Annotated in this window: 20 protein-coding genes; 9 read left to right on the top strand and 11 right to left on the bottom strand. The window is 38.7% G+C overall.

All coding sequences use genetic code 11. The features are described from left to right. Nucleotides 1-147: 147 nt before the first annotated feature. A complete protein-coding gene (locus VF06_RS23510) occupies nucleotides 148-783 on the bottom strand; it encodes a hypothetical protein (RefSeq protein ID WP_099067816.1) in 636 nt (211 codons plus the stop codon). Between the two features lie 393 nt (nucleotides 784-1,176). On the opposite strand from VF06_RS23510, the gene VF06_RS41155 reads away from it, so the two are divergent. The 3 genes from VF06_RS41155 to VF06_RS23495 all read left to right on the top strand — a co-directional run bounded on the left by VF06_RS41155 (nucleotide 1,177) and on the right by VF06_RS23495 (nucleotide 2,795). After that, nucleotides 1,177-1,344: a hypothetical protein gene (locus VF06_RS41155; protein WP_180267448.1), complete on the top strand. Its 168-nt coding sequence runs from the start codon at nucleotides 1,177-1,179 to the stop codon at nucleotides 1,342-1,344. 124 nt (nucleotides 1,345-1,468) lie between these two features. Further along, complete coding sequence (locus tag VF06_RS23500; protein WP_099067814.1) at nucleotides 1,469-1,801, top strand: DUF565 domain-containing protein; 333 nt, start codon at nucleotides 1,469-1,471, stop codon at nucleotides 1,799-1,801. A 16-nt stretch (nucleotides 1,802-1,817) separates the two neighbouring features. Further along, nucleotides 1,818-2,795, top strand: coding sequence for a glycerate kinase (locus VF06_RS23495; RefSeq protein ID WP_244918083.1), 978 nt, complete (start codon nucleotides 1,818-1,820; stop codon nucleotides 2,793-2,795). A gap of 352 nt (nucleotides 2,796-3,147) precedes the next feature. On the opposite strand, the gene VF06_RS23485 is transcribed toward VF06_RS23495, so the two are convergent. Continuing rightward, the gene (locus VF06_RS23485) at nucleotides 3,148-4,320 is read right to left on the bottom strand and encodes a helix-turn-helix domain-containing protein (RefSeq protein WP_099067812.1); all 1,173 of its coding nucleotides are present in this window, start codon (nucleotides 4,318-4,320) and stop codon (nucleotides 3,148-3,150) included. Between the two features lie 1,003 nt (nucleotides 4,321-5,323). Between VF06_RS23485 and VF06_RS23480 the strand changes: the two genes are divergently transcribed. Continuing rightward, nucleotides 5,324-6,067 carry a hypothetical protein gene (locus VF06_RS23480; RefSeq protein ID WP_099067811.1) on the top strand — a complete coding sequence of 248 codons (744 nt, stop codon included), beginning with the start codon at nucleotides 5,324-5,326 and terminating at the stop codon, nucleotides 6,065-6,067. Nucleotides 6,068-6,308: 241 nt separating this feature from the next. On the opposite strand, the gene VF06_RS23475 is transcribed toward VF06_RS23480, so the two are convergent. The 5 genes from VF06_RS23475 to VF06_RS23455 all read right to left on the bottom strand — a co-directional run bounded on the left by VF06_RS23475 (nucleotide 6,309) and on the right by VF06_RS23455 (nucleotide 10,677). Continuing rightward, nucleotides 6,309-6,653 (bottom strand): hypothetical protein, encoded by a 345-nt coding sequence (locus VF06_RS23475; RefSeq protein WP_099067810.1) that lies wholly within the window; start codon nucleotides 6,651-6,653, stop codon nucleotides 6,309-6,311. After that, nucleotides 6,650-6,844, bottom strand: coding sequence for a hypothetical protein (locus tag VF06_RS23470; RefSeq protein ID WP_257208137.1), 195 nt, complete (start codon nucleotides 6,842-6,844; stop codon nucleotides 6,650-6,652). The genes VF06_RS23475 and VF06_RS23470 overlap by 4 nt, the downstream gene beginning before the upstream one ends. Before the next feature lie 466 nt (nucleotides 6,845-7,310). Continuing rightward, on the bottom strand, nucleotides 7,311-8,018 hold the full coding sequence (locus tag VF06_RS23465; RefSeq protein ID WP_099067809.1) for an actin-binding WH2 domain-containing protein: 708 nt from the start codon (nucleotides 8,016-8,018) through the stop codon (nucleotides 7,311-7,313). Nucleotides 8,019-8,265: 247 nt separating this feature from the next. Beyond that, entirely contained in the window at nucleotides 8,266-8,970 is a 705-nt protein-coding gene (locus tag VF06_RS23460) for an actin-binding WH2 domain-containing protein (protein WP_371411474.1), read from the bottom strand. A gap of 162 nt (nucleotides 8,971-9,132) precedes the next feature. After that, nucleotides 9,133-10,677, bottom strand: coding sequence for an FAD-dependent monooxygenase family protein (locus VF06_RS23455; RefSeq protein ID WP_099067808.1), 1,545 nt, complete (start codon nucleotides 10,675-10,677; stop codon nucleotides 9,133-9,135). Between the two features lie 247 nt (nucleotides 10,678-10,924). On the opposite strand from VF06_RS23455, the gene VF06_RS23450 reads away from it, so the two are divergent. From VF06_RS23450 to VF06_RS23435, 4 genes are all read left to right on the top strand, one after another. Continuing rightward, nucleotides 10,925-11,539 (top strand): hypothetical protein, encoded by a 615-nt coding sequence (locus VF06_RS23450; RefSeq protein ID WP_099067807.1) that lies wholly within the window; start codon nucleotides 10,925-10,927, stop codon nucleotides 11,537-11,539. 580 nt (nucleotides 11,540-12,119) lie between these two features. Next, entirely contained in the window at nucleotides 12,120-13,787 is a 1,668-nt protein-coding gene (locus VF06_RS23445) for an iron uptake porin (protein WP_099067806.1), read from the top strand. Between the two features lie 511 nt (nucleotides 13,788-14,298). Then, complete coding sequence (locus VF06_RS23440) at nucleotides 14,299-16,824, top strand: bifunctional serine/threonine-protein kinase/ABC transporter substrate-binding protein (protein WP_180267450.1); 2,526 nt, start codon at nucleotides 14,299-14,301, stop codon at nucleotides 16,822-16,824. A 41-nt stretch (nucleotides 16,825-16,865) separates the two neighbouring features. Then, a complete protein-coding gene (locus VF06_RS23435; RefSeq protein WP_244918081.1) occupies nucleotides 16,866-18,473 on the top strand; it encodes an NB-ARC domain-containing protein in 1,608 nt (535 codons plus the stop codon). 35 nt (nucleotides 18,474-18,508) lie between these two features. Here VF06_RS23435 and alaS read toward each other — a convergent pair whose 3' ends face one another. After that, nucleotides 18,509-21,175: an alanine--tRNA ligase gene (gene alaS, locus VF06_RS23430; protein WP_099067803.1), complete on the bottom strand. Its 2,667-nt coding sequence runs from the start codon at nucleotides 21,173-21,175 to the stop codon at nucleotides 18,509-18,511. Between the two features lie 1,713 nt (nucleotides 21,176-22,888). On the opposite strand from alaS, the gene VF06_RS23425 reads away from it, so the two are divergent. Next, nucleotides 22,889-23,914 carry a diguanylate cyclase gene (locus tag VF06_RS23425; RefSeq protein WP_099067802.1) on the top strand — a complete coding sequence of 342 codons (1,026 nt, stop codon included), beginning with the start codon at nucleotides 22,889-22,891 and terminating at the stop codon, nucleotides 23,912-23,914. Here the strand turns inward: VF06_RS23425 and VF06_RS41150 are convergent. The 3 genes from VF06_RS41150 to VF06_RS23415 all read right to left on the bottom strand — a co-directional run bounded on the left by VF06_RS41150 (nucleotide 23,881) and on the right by VF06_RS23415 (nucleotide 25,628). After that, nucleotides 23,881-24,027: a hypothetical protein gene (locus tag VF06_RS41150; protein WP_180267447.1), complete on the bottom strand. Its 147-nt coding sequence runs from the start codon at nucleotides 24,025-24,027 to the stop codon at nucleotides 23,881-23,883. The two genes, VF06_RS23425 and VF06_RS41150, sit on opposite strands and share 34 nt — an antisense overlap. Before the next feature lie 3 nt (nucleotides 24,028-24,030). Continuing rightward, nucleotides 24,031-24,714 carry an ATP-dependent Zn protease gene (locus VF06_RS23420; protein ID WP_099067801.1) on the bottom strand — a complete coding sequence of 228 codons (684 nt, stop codon included), beginning with the start codon at nucleotides 24,712-24,714 and terminating at the stop codon, nucleotides 24,031-24,033. Between the two features lie 407 nt (nucleotides 24,715-25,121). Further along, a complete protein-coding gene (locus VF06_RS23415) occupies nucleotides 25,122-25,628 on the bottom strand; it encodes a YybH family protein (RefSeq protein WP_180267451.1) in 507 nt (168 codons plus the stop codon). Between the last annotated feature and the right edge of the window lie 157 nt (nucleotides 25,629-25,785).

Genomic DNA, 25,785 nt, shown 5'->3' with positions numbered 1-25,785 from the left:
GATGGGGGAGATGGGGAGATGGGGGGATGGGGAGATGGGGGAGACAAGGGCGACAAGGAAGAATAATTCTTCTGTCAACAGTCAACAGTCAACAGTCAACAGTCATCAGTCATCAGTCATCACCCCCAATGCCCCATCCCCACTAAATTATGGACTCAGTATCAGTTCCCATTCTTTGCTTTGGGTATTCCACTTTGGTAGTTGAGTTTCTCCTACAACGTAGGGGCCCCAGTAACGACGGGAGCCATCTTGTGCAAAGGCCACTAAAATATCTCCCTTTTCCACCTTCAAATTATTCTGAGGTAAGGATAAAATCAGCCCTTTGTTACTACCTTCTTCAGGGGCAAAATCCCAATGTGCTGGGACATCATAGTTAATTTGTTTGCCGCTAGAACCTTTGGCTACTTCTCGCGCTAGTAAGGCTAGCCGCACAGGCTGATTAGTTTGATTGCTCATCCGCAAAGCTCCCTGTCCTTTGGGTTTGGTAGCTGATTTATCGCGATTTGCCAAAACAGGATATGTATTCTCTTTGGTGCTATTTTGCGGTTTATTGCTGGAGTTGGTTGCTAGAGGCGGTAGGTTACTAGGTAAGATATTTTTTTCAGGTGAAATCCCTGTAGATGAAGCTATGCCCCACTCTGAAGTATCAGATGGCAGTTGCGATGATGTATCTGGGTTGGTGGACTCAAAGGATACGCTAACTCCCAAGCATCCAACCAAAGCAACTAGCAGTCCTAAGCAACAAGCTGTAACGCTCAGGTTACGATAAACAAAGGATTTCATATTGATTAATAGTTATTAGAAATAAATATTTGTCTAGGCTTAACCAAATGGTAGCCCTTTATCAACCAAAGGCGATGACACAAAGTAGCCTAATATATAGGAATCCGATTTGATTTAGAGAACTACTCCCAGAGACAGGGAACAGGGAATTCTTAACAGGTAAAAAAGAATAAAAGTGTAGGTAGCTTCACAGAAATCGAATGTAATTCCTATATATTTTCCTCAAAATATACTGAGGAATGTATGATAAATATCATTTCAAGTCACAAACATTTTATGGAAGTAATTCCTTTGATGTTTAACTGACAAGGAGTGTACAGGTATGCTGCTCGGTTTTTGTACGTAAGCTTCCATAAAAAAAACAAAAATCAGATACTTAATCAGGAAATACATTTGTATCAAACAACAAAACTCAGTGAAACCGCTACTGGTCTCAACAAAGCTTCAGTTACCAAACCAGATATAAATCTAGATGGTATGTTTCATCCTGTACCCGGAAAAGTAGCCATTAAAGAAGCTATGTACTTCCTTCAAGATGATAAAATATACAAAAAAGTTTGAATAGACACTGGAAACCCAGCAGATATTTATAATATTAACAAATAAGCTGATACTAAAACTAATTTTCTCAGTTTCAACATTGCTATATTTCAAGATACGTTGACTTCTTGGCAAAAGTCGTTTAATGCAAAACACACGTCTGAATAACTTATTTGATGCCATTGCTAGGCAGTTGGGGCAATGGTTTCTCAACCCTTGGCGGCGAATGTCGTTGCTGATCATTAGTTTTTTGTTCGGTTTTTTTCTGGGAAATGCAGCTTCCACCACAGCTGGGCAACGGGCAGAATTAGATATTGTAGTAGCTGGTTTTTTAGTAATACTGACGGAAATTACTAGCAGAATATTTTACCGCCAGCCTTTTTTCAGCAGGCGATCGCTCTTGGTAGACTCATTAAATCTCCTGAAAGTTGGCTTTACTTACAGTCTGTTTCTTGAGGCCTTTAAGTTGGGATCGTAGGATGAGGATAAGAGGGATGGGGAGATGGGGAGATGGTTTGAGGGCAAAGGCTTTTGGGATTACGATGGAAAATGTTGATGAGGTAATTGAAAAGCGATCGCATCTTCTAAAATCTGTATTGCCGGCTTTTAACGAGTTCTGCCAAACTACCTTAGGAAGGGAACCCAAGGAAATGTTACAAGTTTTGTGGGACTTGTGGTTGCCTTTGGGGATGAAACTCGCATCGCAGCGTCAAGAGTTGGGACGGCCTTTGATTCAGGGAATTTTGGGAGGACAGGGGACTGGGAAAACCACAATGTGCAAAGTTCTGGGCTTGATTCTCGATGAATTGGGGTACAAGACTTTGAGTTTGTCTTTGGATGACTTATATAAAACTTATAGCGATCGCTTGCTCTTAACACAACAAGACCCCCGCTTGATTTGGCGCGGCCCCCCAGGAACCCACGATATCGACTTGGGTTTAAATGTACTAGATAAAATCCGCGAATTCCAAAGTCCAGTTATGGTTCCCCGGTTTGATAAATCTGCATACAAGGGTGCAGGCGATCGCACTAATCCAGAAATCGTTACAAATATAGATATAGTACTATTTGAAGGTTGGTTTGTGGGCGTGCGACCAATCGATCCAGACTTATTTGATACTGCACCGCCGCCAATTGTTACAGAGGAAGATCGAGGATTTGCCCGCGATATGAATCTCCGCCTCCACGATTATCTACCACTGTGGGAGCGATTAGACAGCTTAATTGTGTTGTATCCCAGCGATTATCGTTGTTCTTTAGAGTGGCGCAAACACGCCGAACACCAGATGATTGCTGCGGGTAAATCGGGAATGAACGATGCAGAGATAGAGCAATTTGTCAATTATTTTTGGCGATCGCTCCACCCGGAATTATTCATCAAGCCGTTAGTAAAAGATGCAACAGCGGTTGATTTAGTAATTGAGATTAATAGCGATCGGAGTATTGGTCAAGTGTATGGTGAAGCAAATTAGCTCCTGAAAAATGAATAAGTGAAGAAGGCAGAAGGCAGAGGGCAGAAGGATGCAATGCAGTCTGGGCTTCAGACCCAGACTGATTGCGGGCCACCAAATCTTCGATTTTGGTGGGGGACTTAAACCCTTGCTCCCTTTGGTCGCGGGCAGAGGGCAGGAAACAGAATTCCCTTCTGCCTTCTGCCTCCTGCCCTCTGCCTTTCTTGTTAATAGACTTCTTGCAAAAGTGGAGAAAAGGGTAAGGGGTAATGGTTCGACAAGCTCACCAACCGGGGAAAGGGCAAATAAAAACCCTTTTCCCTTTAACATGAGTCCCTTTCCTCCTCTTGCAAAAGTAACTTTTGCAAGAGGTCTAATCTAGATTTTTCAAAATCATGTGTTTTTTGAAATCAAAATCAATTACACCTTGTTCTTGTAATTTACCTATTAATCGTGTAATTGTTACCCTCGTAGTACAACAAGCACTAGCAATATCTTCATGAGTTAAACGAACACTTAAGCGAGTTCCTTCTGGTACAGTTTCACCAATTTGTCGTTGCAAAAGTTGTAATAAATAGTGTAAGCGCTCTTGTACCCTTCGTCTTCCAGAAATCACTAAAAAAGATTCTGTTTGCTGTAAGCGTTGATTTATTTTTGGTAAAAGAGTATGACTCAAAGTTGGAGAGTTGGCTACTTCTGCCGCATAAATTGACACCAACTGAACATCAGAAAGGGCTACTGCTTGATAAACATTGAGAGAAGTTAAACTACTACCAAAAACCATTTCTGGTGTTGCTAATCCTAATAGTACTTCTTCACCTGTTTCACAATAAGTACTTAGTTTAACTAAACCTTGACAAACATACCAAATTACCAATGGATTGAGAGGAATAGTTTCTCCTTTAGAATATTTCTGCACGGGATAACCAGGAAACAAATCACAGCCATTATTCTTGACTATTGCTGATTCTAAAGGCTGACGTTGGCAAATATTACGTACCATCCAGCGCAAACAAGTTATCTTACCTTGGGAATTACGAACAACAAGCACCGTCAAAGCGGCATCAAATAATTCGCCATGACTTTTTTGCAAACGTATTAATAACTCTTTACTTTTGGGTAATTGCGATAGTTGTACAAGTTCATTGCGAATTTGTTGACGTTCTTCTAGAGAGACAAAATTTATCATTGATTTGCCTACTAGAAAATGCTTTGAAACATTAAATAATTTAGCTGCTGTGTAGTTAGCTTCTTGAATAATACCTTCTGTATTAGTTACTATATAGCCATCTGGTGCTAACTCGAATAAATCTTGATAGTGCTGGCGTTCTGCTTCTAGCCAATTGCGTGTTTGTATTAGTTCCTCATTTTGTTGATGCAATTCCTCTGCTGCTAACTGCACTATCTTTGAGGTATTATATAATTCTTTAAAAGCCTGTGGCAGAAGATCCGATGGTATCCAAGGCAAGATGCTAGCAGTTTGGTATAAATCCGCTAAACGCTTGTGCAATACTTCTGCGCGTTGGATAAATTTTTCTATGTTCACCTTAAATTACCGCCACTTGTTTGCAGAGGTTGAGCAAAATAAATCTATTCACTAAAGATTTAAAAAATTACAGCATTGATGATTTTGTTGAGTAATAAATTTAAGTTTCATGCAGCTGCAATTGTTGTGAATTTTTTGCCAAGCACAAACTTTAAATGTATATCTTATAGCATTTAACTCAGTATTACTTCTACCTTTGGTAGGAGAATTCTAAGTAGGTCAACATTGAAAAACCTAAAATTTAGAAATTTCCTTAAGTTAAGTGGGTAGACATAATTTTTCCTTGAATTATTGAATCTTAATGATAATTGTTTCCATTATTACCAAACTTCCATCACAAGAATCATGGCACTACCACCCTAGATATATAATCTTAGTTAAGTTTGATTGTATTCTTAGACACATTTACATTTAATAAATTATTAATAGATATTGCTCTTACACAGGCAAAATCAGACTATTGAGGAAAAGCAATAGTGGAAACAATGTATCTTCAATGGAAAAATAGATTTTCTGAGTTTACAAAAAATGTATAGAAAAACACATATATTTTTAACAAATATCCGCTTCTTTAGTTAGAGGATCGATGGACTGCTAAGCTGGTGTAATTTAACAATGCGTAACAGCTTATCAACGCGCAAGTTGTTAGGAGTGATAGATTGAGATGTAAATAATATCAAATCTCGTCACTCCTTTTTATATGTTTTATTACTCTCATCAAATAAAAATCAGAAATATTAGACTTCCTTGAAAAATAGGCACTGGTGACTGGGAACTGGGGACTGGAAAAACCAAGATATTTTCATTGTTCAGACACAGAAGACAAGGAGAGAAGTCACGAGTCGCTTACTTTTGGCGAACAGAACTAAGGGTAAATCGGGAGAATAACTTCTGATTTTTGACTTTTATCTCTATGAAAAATCGCTGATTTAGTTTAGGGGTTACTAATTAGGGAAACTTTGTGATATGGTGTCTTTTTGGACATTTTAACCCCATAAATACAATGATTTATCGCCGTAATTTACCGAAATATTTAACATTTTCATTCTTATCATTGGTATTGGCTGCTGATTTACCAATTACTTCAGTTTTTGCCCAAACTACTATACAGTCATCTATTGGTAAAAGTGTAGCCTTTACATGCAATGACAGCGAGACAACTATCAAAAATAAAAATGCCCCCAGAGTCAGTTTTGGGCAAACAAACATCTATATTGGTTATCAACAAGTATCATCTTTAAACAAAGACCCCCGCATCATCAGTTTTCAAAATGGTGTGAAAAAATGGTGTCGTAGTGATTACGAAACAACTAATGATGATGGTACAGGCTACGGATTACTTTGGGATGGAGGTAACGTTTTGTATGGCGTTTTTTCAGCCACCGGTAGCCAACCTGGGAATGATTTTCGACGTTTTGCTACTGGTCGTTGGCTAAGTAGTTATGGAAGCGGTGGCGGCCCTAAAGTCGCAACCATAGCAAAAATTAATCCACAAAATGGTAGCGTTTATTATGCGACATTTCTGACTGCAAAAAAGGCTGATGATGGCAAAACTAACTCTCTAGTTGTGACTGGATTGTCATGGAATGGCGTCAACTTGACTGCGAACGCTGATTCATGGTGGACTCCGCGTCGTGCTAATACAAATTCTATGGTTTGTTCTGGTTCATCACCTTATAAATATACAGCCATATTCACTGGAGATTTAACAAAAGTAAACTCAGCTTCAGCAGTTAACTGTAGTTAAGGGACTTCCAAGTAAAAAAATATTCCATAGAAGATTGTTCGCTGTTGACTGTTGACGGTTCATAGTTAACAGTCAAAGCTTCGATTCCGATCAGCCTTTACACTGAGCCAAGTTGTACCACTTCCCTCCGAGACGCTTTGCGTAGCAGCGACCATAGGAGAGGGGTCAAGGCATTAACTAGAATAATTTATTTTTTGGAGTTCCCTAAAGTTATTTAGTACAAATACACTAATGTTCGTTGCTAGTTCTGAGGATCAATCCGTGTGAGTTGCACCAAGATAGCCCCAAGTTGATTTAATGCTGCGTTGGTAGTTCGTTGGTGTTCTTCAAAATTGCGCTGGTGTTGTTCCTGACTTTCTCGTAATTCTAAAAGTACATCGTCAAGTATTGCGCTACGACTTAAGACACGGGTTACATCGGATGTTAATTCTCTAACTTCTTGTGAAAGCTGGGCTAGTGCTTGAGTATTACGGTCTTGCTGCTGGGCTACTCGGTTTAAGCTGGTGTTGGTTTGTAGCAGTAGCGCTTCTATTTGGTCAAGTCGGCTAGGTTGTTGGCCGTTGTTTTGTCCTGGGGTTTCAGTCATAGTGTGCTTTCTTGTTGCTGTTGTTCAAGCCATAAAGTTATCGCTTGTTCTAAACCTTCACCGATCGCCAACTGGTTGAGGGTACACATAGCCTTAAACTTAAGACCTAGTTCTTTTTTTACGTCACCTGTTAACTGCATATAGTTCGGATCTCGCCTTTTCGCTGCTGCCATGTCTATATAAATTTGCATAATTATTCTCTTTTCTAGTTTATTCGACATGCCAACAAAAATATTTTGCCCACATGCTAACATTCTAACATAATTTGCTAGCATGTTAGCCATTTAGGATTGCTATAGTTTTCTGGAATTGGCAATCTCGACGTTGTAGTAATTAATAGAACAACGAACGACCTATATCTAACTTCTATAACTAACCTTGGGGTAATATAGCCCACCAAAAGCCCGGTCATAAAGACTGGGTTTTTGGGTTTAAAGATGGTGCGATTTAGATGAAAGTAAAGAGTCAGATCCTTTTGTGGCGATAAATAAAGACGGGTTGCAACCCGTCTAAATAGCTTGAAAGTGCAAATACACCTTGTATGGTATTGAAGCTAACACAATTATTCTTGTAATAGTTGCCAATTTGCCAAGCCATCAAAGAACAAATGTTCAATTGCTGATTGTTAAGTTTTGTACGACAAATTTTAGGGTCGAGTTAACGGAAACCTAAAATTTCAGAAATTGCAGCTATTATATCAAGATAAAAATTTCCTTTCACGGCTCGAAATAACTCAAATTTTGAGTCAGGGGCCCCAAAGAACGGTCTGAAAAACCATCCTAACTGCATCCCCACAAAAGCATAAAGCAATAACCAAAATCTTAAAATAGTGGTGCGAGTCGTTTTGCCTACTTCATCTTGTTGTGAAAGTAGTTGTATTCCCTCATAAAGGAATTTGACGCCAAAGATACCTGTGATGCCAAAGATTGAGACATTCAACAGTTTGAAGAATTGATAAGAATCAGGAGTAGTGATGAGAAAAAATAGTGTAACTGGTGCGAAGCTGAATAAAAGTACACTAATCACTGACACAGATGTGAGTAAGACAACAAAATGCTGTTGAATGCTACTGCGCGAACCAAACAAAACATTAAAAAAGAACAAAGTTGGAAAACAAATTATCAGTGTTAATAAATAAAATGCCGGCAGTTTGATAGCACTGGATAACGCTTGTGCCCAACCGTGGGATGCACCGATAATTGCGCCATAGATAGCAAAGCAAATAGAACTAGCTACAAACAAAGAACTGATTTTATTTTCTAATCTGATTCCCAGGCGAATTTCCTCTAAAAACGATTGGCGATCGCGTAGTAAATTCACCAAAACACTAAATTGTTTAACGCTGTGAGATTGCTTTTCCAACATAATGCTTTTATAGTTGATATTTGGTATGCTTTGGTAATAACTTAGAATTCAAAAATCCGTAGTCAGAATAATTAAAGAATCAAGGCAAATTTTGATAAATAAATATCCTAATTCTACTGAAATCCTCCTGAATTCTGAATTCTGACTCCTGACTCCTGACTCCTGAATTCTGACTCCTGACTCCTGACTCCTGACTCCTGAATTCTGAATTCTGACTCCTGAATTCTGACTCCTGACTCCTGAATTCTTACTGACGAATTCCCAACAAGTAGCTGATAGCTTGAATCACGCTGAGATAAAAATTACCTTCTCTTTCGCGGAATAATTGGAATGCAGAATCAGGTGTGCCAAAAAATGGTCTGAGAGTCCATCCTAGCTGGCTACCCACAAAAGCGTAAAGAAATAGCCAAAATTTTAAAATTGTCTGGCGTGTTTTGCTACCTTCATTATCTTGTTCTAAAACTAAATTTGTGGCTTGATATAATGCGGAAATACCAATAAATCCAGTCAGTGCAAAGACAACAACATTTAAGAGAATTAAAAATTGGTAATTATTGGTAGTTAATAAGAAAAATAGGGTAATTGGTGCAAAACTAAATAAAAGGACGCTAGTAATGGAAACTGCGGTTAAAACTAATGCTAAATGCTGTCCAAATGTCCGTTTTGAACCAAAAATTACGTTAGCAAAATACAATGTCGGGATACAAATTAGCAATGTAATTAAATAAAGGGCTGGAAGTTTGACGGCAGAAGACAAAGCTTGCATCCAGCTATGATATGCACCAATAATTCCGCCATAAATAGCCAGGAATAAAGAACTACAAACTAGTAGAGAAATGATTTTATTTGGTAATCTTATACCTTGGCGGACTTCCTCTAAAAAACCTTGGCGATCGCGCAGAAAACTAATGAGTATTGCAAAGTATTTGATTTCCATAGGTTTCGGTTCCATTATATTATCCTCACACACATATTATTTAATTAGAATTCAGAATTCAGAATTCAGAATTAATCAGGCTTGAATATGCAAGCTTGATAATTTGAATAAAATTCAGTAGGTAGAAAACCATTAGTTTTTCAATCATTGTGACTTCTGACTCCTAAGTTATGAATTTTACTGTTCTGAGTAGTCACCACCAGAGCCGTACTTCCAAGCATCAATCAAACGATGCCAATAATATTGTTGTTCTTTTGGTTGATTGTTCACCCATGTTTCTAACATTGAACTTAACTTAAATAAGGCAGTATAAACACCTAAATTACTGTAATGCACCATCCAATCCATCAAACTTGCCAAACCTACTTGGGGAATTATTTTGATAACTATTTCTGGATGAGAGAAATTAGTTTTTAAGAGTGTTTGTGTCAGTGCCCAAAATTGTACTATATCTTGTAAAAATGGCTTCAGTACTGGCGTACCCAACTTTTGCATTTCTTCAAACACTGCTGAAAGTAGTTGGTTAATTTGCTCTGGAGGAATTTTTTGATTTACACCAACACTCATCGCTTTTTGAAATAACCAGGTAACAGTCAAACTTGGTTGATAGGGTTGCAGTAATGACAGCGCTTTTGCTGATAATTGTTCGGTTTTTAAGGCTTCCTCAACGCCAAATGTTAAACGCTTTAAGTGACGCACCATCGCACCAAAACCACCAAAACTCAAGGGAGATTGGCTACCACTGCTATCTCCCACTGGTAGAATGCGATTCCAAGGAGTTTTGAGGGGACTTTGGTGATAGCTGGGAAAAAAGCCAAACAACGCCCGTTGAAATTTCAGCTGACTCAATTCCACACCTTGATATTCTGGTAAAAGACGCAGATATTCTTCAAAGAAAGCTGACAAGCTAAAGCGTTGGGGATGTGCATCCATGTAGGTAAACAAGTAAGTAGTTCTACCGTCTCTGGCTGGGAACGCTTCCCAGAAGTACTGACACTGATTTTGCAAAGATGTCAATGATAACAACAAATCCCCAGAGTTATTTTCCGGAAAACCTTGGGCGCAAGTTCCCACAACCAAGCAAAGGGCGTCTGGTTTTTTTCCTTGACGTGCTTGTTGAGTGATGGGAGAAAAATGTCCCATGGCGTCGATTAACAATCTAGTTTTAAATTGATTATTGACCATTACTCCATCTGGATGCACCACCGCTTCTTTAAAAGGCGTGTGTTCTAACAACTTTCCACCAGCATCAAGAAATCGGGTTTTTAATTTAGCCAGTAAATATACAGGATCTACGCCGATATTCAAAACATCCTCTACCCAAATTTGTGTACCACCGTGAAAACCCACTCGTGCTGGGTTATATTGAGTGGCGATCGCAGTTTCTAATTCCTCCTGCGTCAATAAGTTCAGTTCCACAAACACATCTAATTCTTTGCGAGAAATATTCCACTCTTGTTCCCTCCCCCGCAGAATTCCCCGTTCCATCAACGCCACCCGCAGCCCCTTGGTAGCTAAAGCCGAACCAATTAAAATGCCCAAAGTACCACCGCAGATAAGCACATCGTAATCTGCAACCCCCAAAGGCTGCTGACTTTCTGTAACTAATGTTGGTATAGGTGCAGTGTTTTCTCTGAGGGATGTTAAAATGCGATCGCTTTGACGCAACCCTGCTAAAACATCACCCGGTAGTTGGGAAAGAATTTCTTCAGTTAAAGACATTTTGAAAAACTAAACTCTATATTCCCAAACTACCTGAGAATGAAGAAAGTAGATATAATCCCGGCTGGCTAGGTTCAACCAAAGCGTAAGGTTACTGGACGGTAGTAGCTTAGCTGAACTTTTATCTGAGTGTTAGTGAACTTTTTTCTGAACCATATCTGAGACTCAAATAATATTTGCCTTAGTGGTACATCTTTAATTATGGTTCAACAGAATATCAAATTAATACACATAAGGAGATTCAGCTATGCTACCTAGAAATATTCTAGAAACTCTTGCTGTCAGTTCTTTTGCACTGGTTATTGGAATGCAGAACTCAGCACTAGCGTCAGTTAATCAACCCATATCCTCGAATGGATTAGTGTTTATTAAAACAAACACTCTCACACCCAAGCAGTCCAATTTATTAGTTGAAAATGATACTTATTGGGGGCCAGAGCAAGATTTCAAAATTTCCATGCCAGGTACAGTCACAAAAAATATAACTGATGAATTGACATCTGTAAGTCGTAATACTCAAACAGTTTACACCGTTATACACAAAAACTTTCCAGAAGCTTCCAGAATACCTATTCCACAAGTTCGACAAGTATTGCAAAGTGCAATGCGGGAAAGTATTGGTTTGACTGGCAAGGTGATTAGAAGCACCAATTTTGTAGTTGATGGACATCCTGGTTTGGAGTTACTGATGCAATACTCCGATGGAAGTCTGGGACAATATCGTGCATTTGTGGTTAATCAGCGTCTTTATTTTATGGGAGCTGTGACACCAAATGAGTTAACCACAGAATCTGTTAATTTCTTTGATTCTTTTCGGGTTTATCCTGAGCGGATTCGTTACTCAAGCGTCGGAATTTATTAATTATTAAAACAACAGTTCAGGAATGTAGCAATAACCTGAAGGGTAACCCAACATTATCCAGGCTTTGTTGGGTTTCACTTCGTATTACTTTGTGGAAGCAAGCTACGCAATAAAAGTCAATACGCTTGGGATAAGCCCAAAATCCCGATGTAAAAACGTGATTTATTGCGTCTTCAAAGACCGATTATTTACACAAATAACCCTTAAATGAACTGTATTGCAATAAAAGTTATTCTGTCGTTTGAAAATAAAAACAGGAATGCACCCGAATTTTCATGAAAAAACCTTAACTGAACCGTATTGAAATAGGATTACTAAACTTGTTGTTAAATTATCAGCTAGATTGATTTTTGAGTGTTCTATAGCCTGATAACAATCATTAATTGAGCTATTGATCGTACTACATTATTTATAGTATACTTCAGCTAATTTGATGATTTTAATACTAAAATGCCATTAATACATGGATTTTGCCCTGTAGTCTCTGATAAAAAATCCCAAAGTTTTGGGCAAAATATTCACCGCATGGTGCAATTGAATTTCAAGTTTCTGTAAAAATAATTATTACCAATATAAAAATATGTTGAATTTTCTCAGATTAACTCTGGGTGTTATTTCTGCTGTCTTGATTTTGATAGTGGTGGAAACTCCTTTCGCAAGTGCCAAGGCTAAAGAATCTGAAAAAAGCACTGATTCCTTTCAGGAAGTTAATCAATATGTCCAGCAAGATTCTGCACCCATTACTTCAGTTTCTCAGCTTTCTGATGTGCAACCAACTGACTGGGCGTTTGGGGCTTTGCAATCTCTAGTTGAGCGTTACGATTGTATCAATGGATATGCAGACGGCAGTTTCAAAGGCGATCGCCCCATGACTCGCTTTGAGTTTGCGACTGCATTAAACGCTTGCTTAGACAGAGTTAAGAAAAACATTGCTGTTAATGTCACAGACATTGTTGCTAAAGGAGATTTAGCGACTTTACAAAAGTTACAAAAGGAATTCACACCCGAACTCGCAAGCTTACGGGATAGAGTTGATGCTGTGGAAAAACGTACCGCTCAGCTAGAGGAAAAGCTGGAACAGCTAAAGAAAAACCAGCTTTATAGAAAGATAAAAGTAACTGGCGAGTTGATAGTTGCTGGTGTGAATACTTTTGGAGATGCTAGTCGTAGTGGAAATGGGGATGATAACAACCTTACATTTTCTAGTAGGGTGCGTATCACCTCTAAAACCAGCTTTATCAAACCGAAAGATAAGTCTTCGTTTCCGAGAGATGAGTTACTTGTGCGCTTGCAAGCAACTAATGTTATTAATCCCATTACACCGGGAAATGATATTCGACTAAGTTTCGCATCTGGTAGTAATTCAACTAATGATGCTTTTATAAGTAAGCTTCAATATAGTTATGAACCCAGTGAGCAATTCAAAATTCTTATTGCCACAGGCTCTAATACTTACTTTGATGATTGGGATGTTATTAATCCTCTACGAAGCGATGCCAACGGCACAACTTTTCGTGGTCTTCGATACAGTCACATCTTTCGTTTGGGTGGAGATACAGGTATAGGTGTGACTTATAAGCTGAGTAAGAATATCAAATTAGAGCTGGCTTATCTGGCAAAAAATACTAACGATCCCGTCAGTGGCCTGTTTAATAGTGGCTATGGTGCATTGGGACAGATTGTATTTTATCCTAATCGTATGCCTACACAAGATGAGATAGATAAGGACAACAATATAGACAACAAAGTTACCAAAATTGCCATTACTTACGTCAATGCCTACAACAAAAACGGTTTAGGACATAATACTGGCAGTTCAAACTCCAACTTGTTAAACAAAGAAGTTAGCTCTGATTCCTTTGGTATTGAAACGAATGTAAGAATTAGTAAAGGCTTCCAACTTGGTGGATCAGTAGCGTACACCAATGCACGAGTGCTGAAAGAAGAAGTCAATGCTGATATCTGGAGTTGGGCTGTGACTCTGGCTTTCCCTGACTTGGGCAAACAAGGTAATTTGGGAGGGATTATCATCGGGATGCAACCGAAGTTGACTGGTACTTCCGCACCCCTGGCAGGCTTACCTCGTCGTGACCCAGATACCGGATTTCATATTGAAGGGTTTTATCGGTATCAAATCAACAAGAACATCAGTATTACCCCTGCTTTGCTTTGGTTGACAGCACCAAATCACAATGAGCAGAATGGAGACATTTTTTTGGGAGTAGTTAGAACTACCTTTACTTTCTGAACAAAGACTCAAAGCATGATTTATAGAATTAATTCTATGCAATGCATAGAATTTAATCTATGATAAAAAACGCAACTTTCAGGATATTGCAAAAATAATGACTTTATTTGAGAATGATTACGTAAATAATAATTCTGAGGAAAAAAAACGTAACTTTTAGTGATATGAATATTTACTAGTTAATTAAAATGTAAGGGCACGTAGGGCTGAAACGAGATAAGTTTGCAGTCTCTTTTGCTGTTTTTTATTTCGGCTTAGGTTTGAAAAAAGAAATTTAGACATAACAGTGAGAACCCCGACTTTTTTAAGAAGTCGGGGTTCTGAGACTCTGAATAATTCGTTATCCAGTGTGTAGCTAAATGCTGAAGGTTAATAAATGAGAGTTTCCTGCACCAATCCTAACTGCCCGCATCCTGAAAGGGATTTCACTGAGAACTTGCCTAATATCAATCCTAGAGTACAAAGATATTGCGAATGGTGTAGGACTCCTCTGATTCTTCAAAATCGCTACTTGCCTTTAGACGAAATAGGCAGTGGAGGATTTGGAAAAACATTTCGCACATATGATTTTAATTTAGACCAAGATTGTGCAATCAAAATATTACGTCCTGTTGAGAGGCTAACATTACCAAAACTTGAATCAGTAATACAAGGATTTAAGCAAGGAGCAAAAATTTTAAATAATCTGAGCCACCCAGAAATTCCTAAAGTATACGATTATTTTGACTTGGAAGTATCCGAACAGCAAAAATTTTTTTACTTAGTACAGACTTATATTCCTGGTCAAACGCTGGCTCAGGAATTAGCCACAAGCAGGCGATTTTCAGAACTTAGAGTAGTGGAAATTTTGCGATCGCTTTTACAAATCATTTGTTATACTCATTCGCAAAATGTTATTCACCGAGATATCAAACCCTCGAATATAATTCGTCATATTTCCAATCATAAACTATATTTAATCGATTTTGATGGAGCGATAAAAAGAGAATTAGAGCCTGGTGTTCCTGTAAATCAATCTCGTGCAATGGGTACAGTTGGATATGCACCCCCGGAACAGCTGTGTGGTAGAGATATAGATATTTCAGCAGATTTATATGCTATTGCTGCGACCTGTGTTTATTTACTAACACGTAAAGAACCAGCGCAAATATGCAATACCAATAATCTACTATACCAAAGCTGGAGAATATACATTCCTAACGTCGAAGAAAATCTTGCACGCATTTTAGACAAGATGCTGTCCCCATATCCAAATCAACGATATCAGTCTCCAAAAGAGGTTATTGAGGCTCTGTCTGCTATATCAACACCATCAGATCCCATTACATTTCCAGATCCTTCATCATCTTTACCGCCACCACCAAAGCCACAACCAACAAGACCACCAGAACGTCCCATTTTAGAAAGGGTTAGAAGAATTCTTAGACCGTGGTCTTGGGTAAGTTTTGGCTTTTTGGCTTTGTTAGCAGTGGCGATCGCTTTTATTCTACATTCAATATTTACAGGAGTACTTAATGATAATCAAACAGGAGTAACTAATGTTAATCAAACAGAAACTCCACCAATGACACTTTCAGACGAATACTTTAGTAGGGGAGAAAATGCTCTCATTACTCAGAGGAAAGAAACTCTAGATTTTCCAAAATGCACAAATGCTTATAATCTGAAGCGAAAAGGAATAGATGTTTTTAAACAAGCTAGTTCTTCAGGTTTGCCAGCAGATTTTAAACAAGCTGAAGACTATTTTAAACAAGCCTTAGATCAATTTAAAGAAGCTTTTGATGACCGTCCTAACAATAAATGTGAAGTTGATCCAGAGACATCGATTTACTATTACAACTCTAAAGCTGCTCAAACTGCATCTGCTCGTACACTTCCAACCATTGCAGTTGTTATTTCAAGTCTAGAAACAGAACGTGGTAATAATCTAGAAATACTACGTGGTGTTGCCCAAGTTCTAAAGGAACAAACACAAGGTGCGCCAGTAGTGCAAATTCTAATAGCAAAGAATAATAGTGACGATATAAATGAAATTCAACAAGTAGCTAAGCAACTTTCTGAGAAAAAAATTACAGGAGAACTCAGCTATTTTAACGGTAGTGAAATATTAGGAGTTATTAGTCGCTATACAAGTAAATATATTTGGGAAGTAGGAGATATTTATGGTCAAAAAGAAGTTGTTCTGATTGCACCCACAAGTACCGCTATCAGGACACCTAATCTTTACTCAGACAAACCAAATTTGAATCCTTACGTTTTCCGCACAGCCTCTGATGACTCCATTGCTGCTGGAGACTTAGCTGACTATATGTGGGAAAGTGGAAAGAGGAAAGTAATGATTGTTTTTGAATCTGAAGATCCTTATAGCGAATCTCTGAAAGGAGAATTTGAAAAGAAGCTGATAGAAGACAAAGGTGCAAATCAGCAAGATTTTCTCGACTGTGATTTAAGACGATTAAAGCCACGAACTTGCATCCAATTAGTACGGAACCAAAAAGTGCCAGTGCAGGCGTTGATGTTAGCTCCCAGTCCTAGAACTAAAACACCAGCACTAGAGATTATTCAACTAAATGATAATTTGGGAACACAAAAGCTACAAGTACTAGCAGGAGATGTTCTGTATTCAGACAACCTCGGAAATTATGCTGACGGAATGGTGGTTGCGGTATTTTCTCATCACAGTTTAGCTAATGACACTTTTAAAAAGAAAGCCCTAGACATTTGGAAAACAGCAGAAGTGAGTTGGAGAACACTTAGTTCATATGATGCAGCGAAAGCATTTATTCAAGCTTTGACTAAGCTTCAATTTCAAAAAAATAATAATCCAAACCGTCAGAAATTATACAAAGAATTACAGAGTATATCAGCACTGGGCGCTACTACAGTGAAAGTAGAATTTGATAATAAGCATGATCGCAAAGCATTGACGGGCGTTGGTATTTTAGTGCAAGCTCAATACGATCCTAAATCTGGTAAATGTAAATTGACTTATCTAGAAACACCAAAACGAAATAATCAACTAACAGAGAATTTATAAAGGGGCAGTAGTAATAACCTAAAATACAATATAATACATCATTGAAATTTAAATTATTGAAATTTATGTGTAGAAGGACTTTAAGGGCTTCCCAACAAGGAAAAATCCTAATTGGTCAAGCCAGAAAAAAAAAGGGTCGGATTATAGAAGATCCGAGATGGCTTGAAGAAGCAATTGAGATTTTCAAAAAGTTCTATATACGTCCTAATGTTCGTGGTGCAGGTATTTCATTAATGAGTTGGAGACGCTTCCTTTGGGCAAAAGACCGTATTGAAGCAAACACATTTAAGACTTTTTGCCAAGTGTTGGGCTTAAACTGGGAAGATATAGCAGAAAATGAAGTAGATGCTAAGAGGGATTTGAATGAAGCACCTACTATTTATAATTTTTTTGGTCGCACTCAAGAGTTAGCTGAACTTCAAAAATGGCTGATTCAAGAACGCTGTCGCTTAATTATTGTTCATGGGATGGGGGGAATTGGAAAAAGCGCCTTAGCTAGGCATTTAGTAGACAATATTGCTGACCAATATGATTACTTAATCTGGATTTCTCTCCAATCAGCACCTCCATTTGCCCAAACTGTAATCAAACTGATACAATTCTTATCTCAATGTGAAAAAGAAGAAGGTAATATTTCTCAAATAATGCAGTATTTACATCATCAAAGATGTTTAATAGTGCTGGATGGTTGGGAAGAAATCACAGAGGAGGATAACGAAGATACTACAAGCTATAAGGTATTTTTAGAGAGAGTTGCTAAAGAAGCCCATAGAAGCAGTTTATTATTGCTTAGTAGAGAAAAAACTCAAAATATTACAATATTAGAAGGACAATTAGTTCGTTTCAAAAGATTGGGAGTTTTAACCTGTGAAGAAGCAAAAGAAATTTTAAGAGCAGAAAGTCTTTTTGGCACAGATAGTGAGCTAGAAGAATTTAGCAGGCGTTATAGCAACCCGTGGATACTGAAGAGAATTGCACAGAGCGTTCGTACTGTATTTGATGGTGATATATCGCCATTTATGGCTAACTCAATTTTGGTTGATGATGTAATTACTGACTTTTTAGATAGACAATTTGAAAAACTCAAAAAAGCAGAAATCAATCTTATATATTGGGTAGCTATCAGACGCAATTCAGCTTCATGGTATCAATTAGTAGAAGATACTAATCAATTTTTGTCTTATAATCAGCTATTTCAAACCTTAAATGATTTACTAGAAAGACATTCTTTACTCGTTAAAAATACAGAAGATATTCCAACGCTATTTATACTAGACCCAGTAATTTTAAAATATACGAATAATAAATTTATTGAAAGCAATTTCCAAGAGATTGTTCAATTAATTGAAAGTCAAAAAATTGAGGGCACAGAACTGTTTATTACTCATAGTTTAATCACGGAAAAACCAGAAGATGAAGAACTTAACCAAGAGCAATTTCGGCGGATTGTTAGACCTATTCAAAAAATGCTGTTGACTAAGTGGGGTAGTCAGCAGCAACTTGAAGATAAACTAAGGAATGTTCTGTCCTTATTAGAAGATAGAAAATTATCTCAAGGGTACGGATACCGGAATATCTCGTACCTGATTTCGGCTTGCAACTTTGCTGAATCTAGAACACCAATTCAGTTAAGGCAAGAGACGCGATAAATCGCCGTCTCTACGAATGCCTACTTTACAGGAAGTTAACCCAACGCGGATTTTAACTCACTTTGCGCCTGTGCCAACGCCTCTGGCAACTTACTCGCATCTCTACCGCCGGCTTGGGCTAAGTTTGGTCTACCACCGCCGCCGCCACCACAGATTTTTGCGATCGCTCCCACAAATTTACCAGCTTGCAGTCCTTTTTTGTTAACTTCTGGACTAAAGGCCGCAACTATACTGACTTTTCCAGCTTCGGGAACAGAACCCAGTACCACCGCACCGTTACCGATTTTTTGTAATAAGCGTTCGGCTGCGGTTTTCAATGATTCGGGGTCTACGTCTTCTAATTGGGCGACGATAACTTTAAAATCGCCTACAGTTTCGGCTGTTTGTAGCAAGCTGTCGGATTTAGCGATCGCCAATTGTCCTTTCAAAGATTCTAGCTGTTTTTCTGCTGTTCGCAGTTCGGTTTGCAGACTTGTAATTCTATCTGGTAATTCTTCGGGTTTGACTTTAAAGCGATCGCTCAAATCTTTAACTACTTTATCCCGGACGTTGAGATAATCCAACACGGCAGGCCCAGAAACCGCTTCAATGCGTCGCACCCCAGAAGCAACTCCCGCTTCAGAAATAATCTTAAAGACGCCAATCTCAGCAGTATTACTTACATGCGTACCACCGCATAGTTCCATTGATACGCTCTTAAAGTCGATTACTCGCACTTCTTCTCCGTATTTTTCGCCAAACATGGCAACAGCCCCCCTAGCTTTGGCTTCGGCTAAAGGTAATACCTCTACTTTGGCGGTGTGCGCCTGGGCAATCCAAGTGTTTACCTGTTCTTCAATTTGTTGGACTTCCTCTGCTGTCAAGGCACGGGGACAGTTGAAGTCAAAGCGCAATCTGTCAAAGGAAACCAGGGAACCTGCTTGAGAGATGCCATCATCGACAATTTTCTTCAAGGCTGCTTGTAATAAGTGCGTTGCGGTGTGGTTAGCTTCGGCGCGACGGCGACAAGCTACATCGATTTGGGCAGTGACAGCATCTCCGATACGCAGTGTACCCCGTTCGATGCGTCCGAAGTGAACGAAGAAATCAGATTCTTTCTTCACATCTTCTACACGAATCACGATGCCTGTGTTGAGCGAAGCCGAAACACCATCACCGGAGATATAACCGCGATCGCCAATTTGTCCCCCAGATTCAGCATAAAATGGCGTTTTGTCAAGCACAATTTGTACCGATGTTCCGGCTTCTGCTGCTTCTTGGGAAACGCCTTCTACTAAAATCGCTTCGACTTTCGCCGTCGTCGTCGGTTGGGTGTAGCCTAAGAACTCGGTGGCGTGGATGTGTTCTGCTAATTTGTCGAGGGAACCTTGGACTGTTAAATCGATGGTTTCGTGTGCTGCTTTGGCGCGTTCCACCTGCTTTTGCATTTCGGCATTGAAACCCTCAACATCAACTTCTAATCCCTGTTCTTCTGCAATTTCTTGGGTGAGTTCTAAGGGGAAGCCGTAGGTATCATATAAAGTAAAGGCACTTTCACCACTAATAGAGGTTTTGCCTTGCTGTTTTACTTCTTGGATGATTTCTTCTAAAAGCTTTTCCCCTCTATCCAAAGTTCTCAAGAAATTAGATTCTTCCCGTTGTAACTCAGCTTTAATTGCTGCTTCTCGTTGGCGCACGTTGGGGTAAGCTGATTCTGAAAGAGCGATCGCAGTTTCGGCAACTTGGGTAGTAAATTCCCCATCAATCCCAATCAATCGCCCATGACGCACCACACGCCGAATTAATCGCCGCAACACGTAACCCCGTCCGACGTTGGAGGCGCGGATTTCATCAGCAATCATGTGGACAACGGAACGCACGTGATCCCCAATCACTTTTAGGGAAACTTTGGTTTTTTCATCGCTGCTGTGGTAGTCAATGCCAGCAATTTGACCTGCTGTTTGGATAATTGGGAAAATCAGGTCAGTTTCGTAATTATTCGGCACGTTTTGGAGAATTTGCGCTATTCTTTCCAAACCCATGCCGGTGTCGATGTTCTTGTTTTGCAGTGGCGTTAAATTCCCAGAAGCATCCCGGTTATATTGCATGAACACGAGGTTATAAAACTCGATAAACCGGGTATCGTCTTCTAAATCTATATTTTCGTCGCCGCGTTCTGGGTGGAAGTCGTAATAAATCTCGGAACAAGGGCCGCAAGGGCCGGTGGGGCCGGATGCCCAAAAGTTATCATCTTCGCCCAAGCGTTTAATTCTCGCTTCTGGCACACCAATTTGATCCCGCCAAATAGCAAAGGCTTCATCATCATCTTGAAAAACGCTTACTACCAGGTTTTTTGGAGATAAGCCAAAGACTTTTGTCGAAATTTCCCAACCCCAAGCGATCGCTTGTTCTTTAAAATAATCACCAAAGCTGAAATTACCCAGCATTTCAAAGAACGTGTGATGGCGTTTAGTACGTCCGACGTTTTCAATGTCGTTGGTGCGGATACACTTTTGGGAAGTGGTAGCCCGCTTAAATTCTGGTGTGCGCTGTCCCAGGAATATCGGCTTAAATGGTAGCATCCCCGCGATCGTCAGCAGCACGGTTGGGTCTTCTGGCACGAGGGAGGCACTTGGCAGAACTTGGTGACCGCGCCCAGCATAGAAGTCTAGAAATGTTTTGCGAATTTCGTTACCGCTGAAGTGTTGGGGATTTGAAGACATGGGAGTTTTTAACTTTTGACTAATGAAGGTTGATTGATGATAGTTGATTGATGACGGTGAACAGTTAACAGTCAACTGTGAACAGTCAACAGTTAACTATTATCTGCCTTTTGACTTTTGCTTTGGTATTAAGTGTATTTCCATAAGCAGCTTTATATATTCTTGCATTTTGTTTTATGTTGCTGCCATTCAAGGAGATATAGCCGTTGCCAGCTTTTATTACGAGTTATTAGCTATCAATTAACACTCAAGTAGCTTGCTTGATTTTGGTACTCTAACCGCTGTCCGATCCCAATTCTTAAGAAATAATTTAAAAACCCCATATGAAGGTAAAAAATAGCACTAAAACTGAAAGTATCAAATATTGCTTTTAATGGATGTGCAGAAAATACAGTTAACACTCAACGGTCAACCGTCAACAATAATAGAATATTTTTTTACTTGGAAACCCCTAAAGCAGGTAATTCTTGCTACTGGTGATTCTGTTGAAGGGTACTAAATCCCATTCTCACTTGTTACAAAACTTGACATTTTAATATTTTAGGCTACACTGACAAAATCTTTTTCTCGCAATTCTACTTACTAAAAGAACCGAGTTGAATTAATTTCCCCGTAATAGGGGTACATTTTGACATAGCGTTTTTTATTTAATTTTTTGTACATCGATAGTATTTTTCCAAATAAAAATGTAAATCCAGTAAAGCAAGACGAAAAAACCTAAGTAGAAGAATTTTTTCTACGACTAATACCACTGAGATAGTGAATTTTTTGCCCTAGTAATGAACTCAGTAATTTTAGGGTACATCAGTATCTGCAAAATTTTCTTCTACGGGAGGTAGTTTTACAGTGAAATTTTTTTCATGCTGATGTAAGGCTAATCTTTAAAAGAAAAACTCAGATGGTGTAAAAGTCAATAATTTAAAACACATTTCACATCCTAATCCGTCGATGAAACTGACAAATTAAGGAACTTTCTAGTAAGAAAATATTCCATAGAAGACTGTTATATAGTTGACAGTTGACAGTTGACTGTGAACTGTCAACTAGCATGTGGTGTTATTTATTTTTAGAGTTCCCTAAAGAAGTCTCTCTTCAAGAGTGACTTAAAACAAAGGTATAAATGTCTATTGATTAAAGTTATTTAGTCTTTTTGATATTTATGAGAATGTGGTTTTTACGGTTAAATTTAAAATTTAATAAAAATTTTATTTTTGGTAATTTCAGCAATTTTGCTGGGAAAATTGAGAATGATTTAAAATCTTGATTTTCGTAATTACCTCAGGTAAATACAATCCAAGAAACTATACCGAAGCTTGATAAGAGATTATAAAATATTCAGTATTTTTACTGTTTTAAAAACATTATGTAAAGTAGAAATTAGTTATTATAAATTTAAATTTCAGCAATCGTACTAATAAATATACAGTGTTAAGAGGATATTAAAATTGAAGGTGTTTTTTAAATTTAGCGTTAAAAACACATATAACAAGAAACATAAGTGAGCCGAAAGGCTACTTAAAAAATAAAAAGCTCAAATTCAAAACCAAATTACCTGAGTTCGAGTTATGGGTTACAAACTATTGTCACTTCTTAATTAATTGAAGTTTTGGAATTTTTATTGTTGTCCGATCCGGTCAATTTATTATTAAACGACAAGAACAACAAATTTTAATTTAATCTGTCTTCTGAAAATTTAAATACTGTAAAAAAGCAATGAATATTTCCATTTTGGTTTTTGGAAATAATAATTTCTGCAACACACTTCCAGATCGGATACGTTATGCGATCGCCTTTAATGTAAAAGTTATCGATAATCTAAATCAGGCGGTGTCCTACATTCAAATGACACCCCCTGACATCATATTTGTACAGGGTAGCTTAGATGGCAGTATGAAATTGTGCAGTTGGTTGAAAGACCAGACAAAACTATCATGGATTTACTGTATTTTCTGTGAAGACCGTCGCCAACAGATCGATGAGAGAAAAAAATACGGTTGGCACAGGGAATTAGAAATGACTACTGCAATGTTAAAGCAAGGAGCTGATGCTTATATCTGGCATCTGATTGACGAACAAACTGAGGAAAACTTGGCAGAATTGACCGCCAATCATGGGTTAATACTGGCTCAATTAACCGTTGGCTTGCGGAAAGCGCAAAAATACCGAGATTTGATTCGGACAAATGATTTATTATCAGCCATCGCCTTAGCTGATTCATTAACAGAATTAAATAATCGCCGTGCTTTAGAATGGGATTTACCCAGGCAAATTAAAAAAGCTAGAACTCAGAAAACTTCCCTGAGTTTGATTATTTTAGATATAGATCACTTCAAAAAAGTTAACGACACTTACGGACATTTAGTTGGCGATCGCCTTTTGCAGCTATTATGTCAGCGTCTACGACACAACCTGCGTTTTCAAGACACCGCATTTCGCTACGGTGGTGAAGAATTTGTAATTCTTCTAGCAAACACCACTGGCGACGAAGCATTAATTGTAGCCCGTCGTCTCAATCGCATAGTCAGCGACGAACCATTTGCCATCAATAATAAACTGACAATTAACATCACCATTAGTTTAGGCACAGCCTCCTTAGAAGCTGAAGACGACGACCAAGGAGAAAGTCTGCTCAATCGTGCCGATCAATGCCTACTACAAGCAAAAACTACTGGACGCAATCGGGTTATCGCCTCTAAGTATTTATCTCATATTCCCCATTTGAACGTTGTTTCTTCGTAAAAGTTGGGAATTAGGGGTGTTGCTGTTGACTGTTGACTGTTGACTGTTGACAGAGGAATTTGTCCCCCTTGTCCCCCCCATCTCCCCATCTCCCCATCCCCCCATCTCCCCATACCCTATTCCCCATGCCCCACTTCCAACTTTTCCCGACAATCTTCTACAGAACTGCGTTGTCGCATGGCATTAACTAAAGCTTCATAATTAGACCAATTTTCTTGTAGTAGAGTTTTTGCTTGTAGGGCATGAAACCGGATTTTTTGTTGATAAACTGATTCAGAAAAACCTAAAATTGTCAATACTTGTATCAACTTATTTTTATCATCAGTTCCACCCTCAGCATTATTAAAAACTAAGGTTTCCGCAGCAATACCCGCCATCCAAACAGTGCAGTAGCGGTCTAGCATCTGGGCAGTGATTTTACCTACTTCTAGTTGAGATGCTAATTCACTATCATCAAAGGTCACGCCGCCTTGTCCACCTTGCCCTTGCTTCCAGGCTTCCCAAGCACTGAGGGTGTAGCCAGTAACAGGAATACCCAACAGGTGGGCAACTAAGAAATGTCCTGCTTCGTGGTGGATAATGCGATCGCGGTGTTCGCTCTTAAAACCAGCAACCCAATCTAAAAAGATACTACCGCCCTTACCTTGTAAGCTAAAGCTGTCAAAAGTCGCTATTCCCAAAATGGCAAAGGTGGCAAGCGCTGGTACTGTTGGCGATAAGTTGAAGAATGGCCCCAACAGTGCCGATAGTGTCATGAGAAAGATAGATATTGCAACTAAATTTAGGCTAGTCTGTCTCATTGATGGTTTTCTGAGAATCTGCTTAATCTTTCTTCATTATGCGTCATCTCCACCACACACTACAGTTCCGCTTTCGGATTGGGGACGGAGAGGCAGGGGAAATTAACAAGTCAAAATTCAAAATTAAAGACATTTGGAGTTGGGGATTTAAACACCGACTCCAAATATGCTACGTGTAGACATAGGGGTTTTAAAGCCTTGAATGTACGAGAACTCTTAAATAATCGGGTTTAAGACCCCCACCAAATCTACGATTTGGTGGTCTTCTCCCAAGGGGAGACGCTACGCGAACAATCAGTGGCGGGTCTGAATCCCCCACTGATTGAATCTGAATTGTGTATTCTGTATTCTTCTTCAATAAAAATCTCCAAATAATGCCACAATTTTTAGAGATTTTTGTTTTGGTTTTAAGGATTCCAAAATCTAGGCATTTGCCATATGAAATTAAATTGCTCATTTATGCTAGTGGAAGGTGGTAATGGTGCTGCTTGAGTAGGTGATTGCCCTATAGCAACCTCATTAGAACTTCCTTCATACCATCTTCTATATACTAATAGCCAACCATTATGAGTTCTTTTCCATACATCTTCGTATGGAATCTGGCGGTGTATACGTCTATTGCCAATAATGGAATCAGCGTATTGTAAACCTATAACTCCTGCACTATTTCCATCAACACTAACACGAATCACTTCTTCACGGAGTTGATAGTAACTAGCTTTTTGAAAACTTCGTTGTATACCTTGGATATCTTCTATTAAATTAATAGTCGTTCCATCTGCTTGAGTGGCTTGGAAATTCTCTGAGCAGTAAGCGTAACATTGTTGGATATTCCTGGCGTTGCAGCCCTCGATCATCGAGTTTATCCTCTGGATAATTTCTTGTCTATCCGATTGTGTGTTGGCTTTTGCCATGCCAGCATTAATGAATATTGATCCTGCTAATAAAGTTGTTAGCGCGATATTACTTTTCTTCATGATGCAAACCCACTCATGATTGTTTTATCGAGTATATTAAAGGAAATGCTCATGTAATTCATTTCACTTTTTATGTTCGGTGATATACACGAAC

Source organism: Nostoc linckia z4 (assembly GCF_002608075.1).
In the GTDB taxonomy this organism is placed as follows: Bacteria; Cyanobacteriota; Cyanobacteriia; order Cyanobacteriales; family Nostocaceae; genus Nostoc; species Nostoc linckia.
This window is presented reverse-complemented; position numbering and strand designations above follow the sequence as displayed.

Excerpts from the sequence above, each read along its gene's own strand:
- VF06_RS23510 (WP_099067816.1), bottom strand. The coding sequence starts at position 783 with ATGAAATCCTTTGTTTATCGTAACCTGAGCGTTACAGCTTGTTGCTTA.
- VF06_RS23500 (WP_099067814.1), top strand. The coding sequence starts at position 1,469 with ATGCAAAACACACGTCTGAATAACTTATTTGATGCCATTGCTAGGCAG.
- VF06_RS23495 (WP_244918083.1), top strand. The coding sequence starts at position 1,818 with ATGGGGAGATGGGGAGATGGTTTGAGGGCAAAGGCTTTTGGGATTACG.
- VF06_RS23480 (WP_099067811.1), top strand. The coding sequence starts at position 5,324 with ATGATTTATCGCCGTAATTTACCGAAATATTTAACATTTTCATTCTTA.
- VF06_RS23475 (WP_099067810.1), bottom strand. The coding sequence starts at position 6,653 with ATGACTGAAACCCCAGGACAAAACAACGGCCAACAACCTAGCCGACTT.
- VF06_RS23470 (WP_257208137.1), bottom strand. The coding sequence starts at position 6,844 with ATGCAAATTTATATAGACATGGCAGCAGCGAAAAGGCGAGATCCGAAC.
- VF06_RS23465 (WP_099067809.1), bottom strand. The coding sequence starts at position 8,018 with ATGTTGGAAAAGCAATCTCACAGCGTTAAACAATTTAGTGTTTTGGTG.
- VF06_RS23460 (WP_371411474.1), bottom strand. The coding sequence starts at position 8,970 with ATGGAACCGAAACCTATGGAAATCAAATACTTTGCAATACTCATTAGT.
- VF06_RS23455 (WP_099067808.1), bottom strand. The coding sequence starts at position 10,677 with ATGTCTTTAACTGAAGAAATTCTTTCCCAACTACCGGGTGATGTTTTA.
- VF06_RS23450 (WP_099067807.1), top strand. The coding sequence starts at position 10,925 with ATGCTACCTAGAAATATTCTAGAAACTCTTGCTGTCAGTTCTTTTGCA.
- VF06_RS23445 (WP_099067806.1), top strand. The coding sequence starts at position 12,120 with ATGTTGAATTTTCTCAGATTAACTCTGGGTGTTATTTCTGCTGTCTTG.
- alaS (WP_099067803.1), bottom strand. The coding sequence starts at position 21,175 with ATGTCTTCAAATCCCCAACACTTCAGCGGTAACGAAATTCGCAAAACA.
- VF06_RS23425 (WP_099067802.1), top strand. The coding sequence starts at position 22,889 with ATGAATATTTCCATTTTGGTTTTTGGAAATAATAATTTCTGCAACACA.
- VF06_RS41150 (WP_180267447.1), bottom strand. The coding sequence starts at position 24,027 with ATGGGGAGATGGGGGGATGGGGAGATGGGGAGATGGGGGGGACAAGGG.
- VF06_RS23420 (WP_099067801.1), bottom strand. The coding sequence starts at position 24,714 with ATGAGACAGACTAGCCTAAATTTAGTTGCAATATCTATCTTTCTCATG.
- VF06_RS23415 (WP_180267451.1), bottom strand. The coding sequence starts at position 25,628 with ATGGCAAAAGCCAACACACAATCGGATAGACAAGAAATTATCCAGAGG.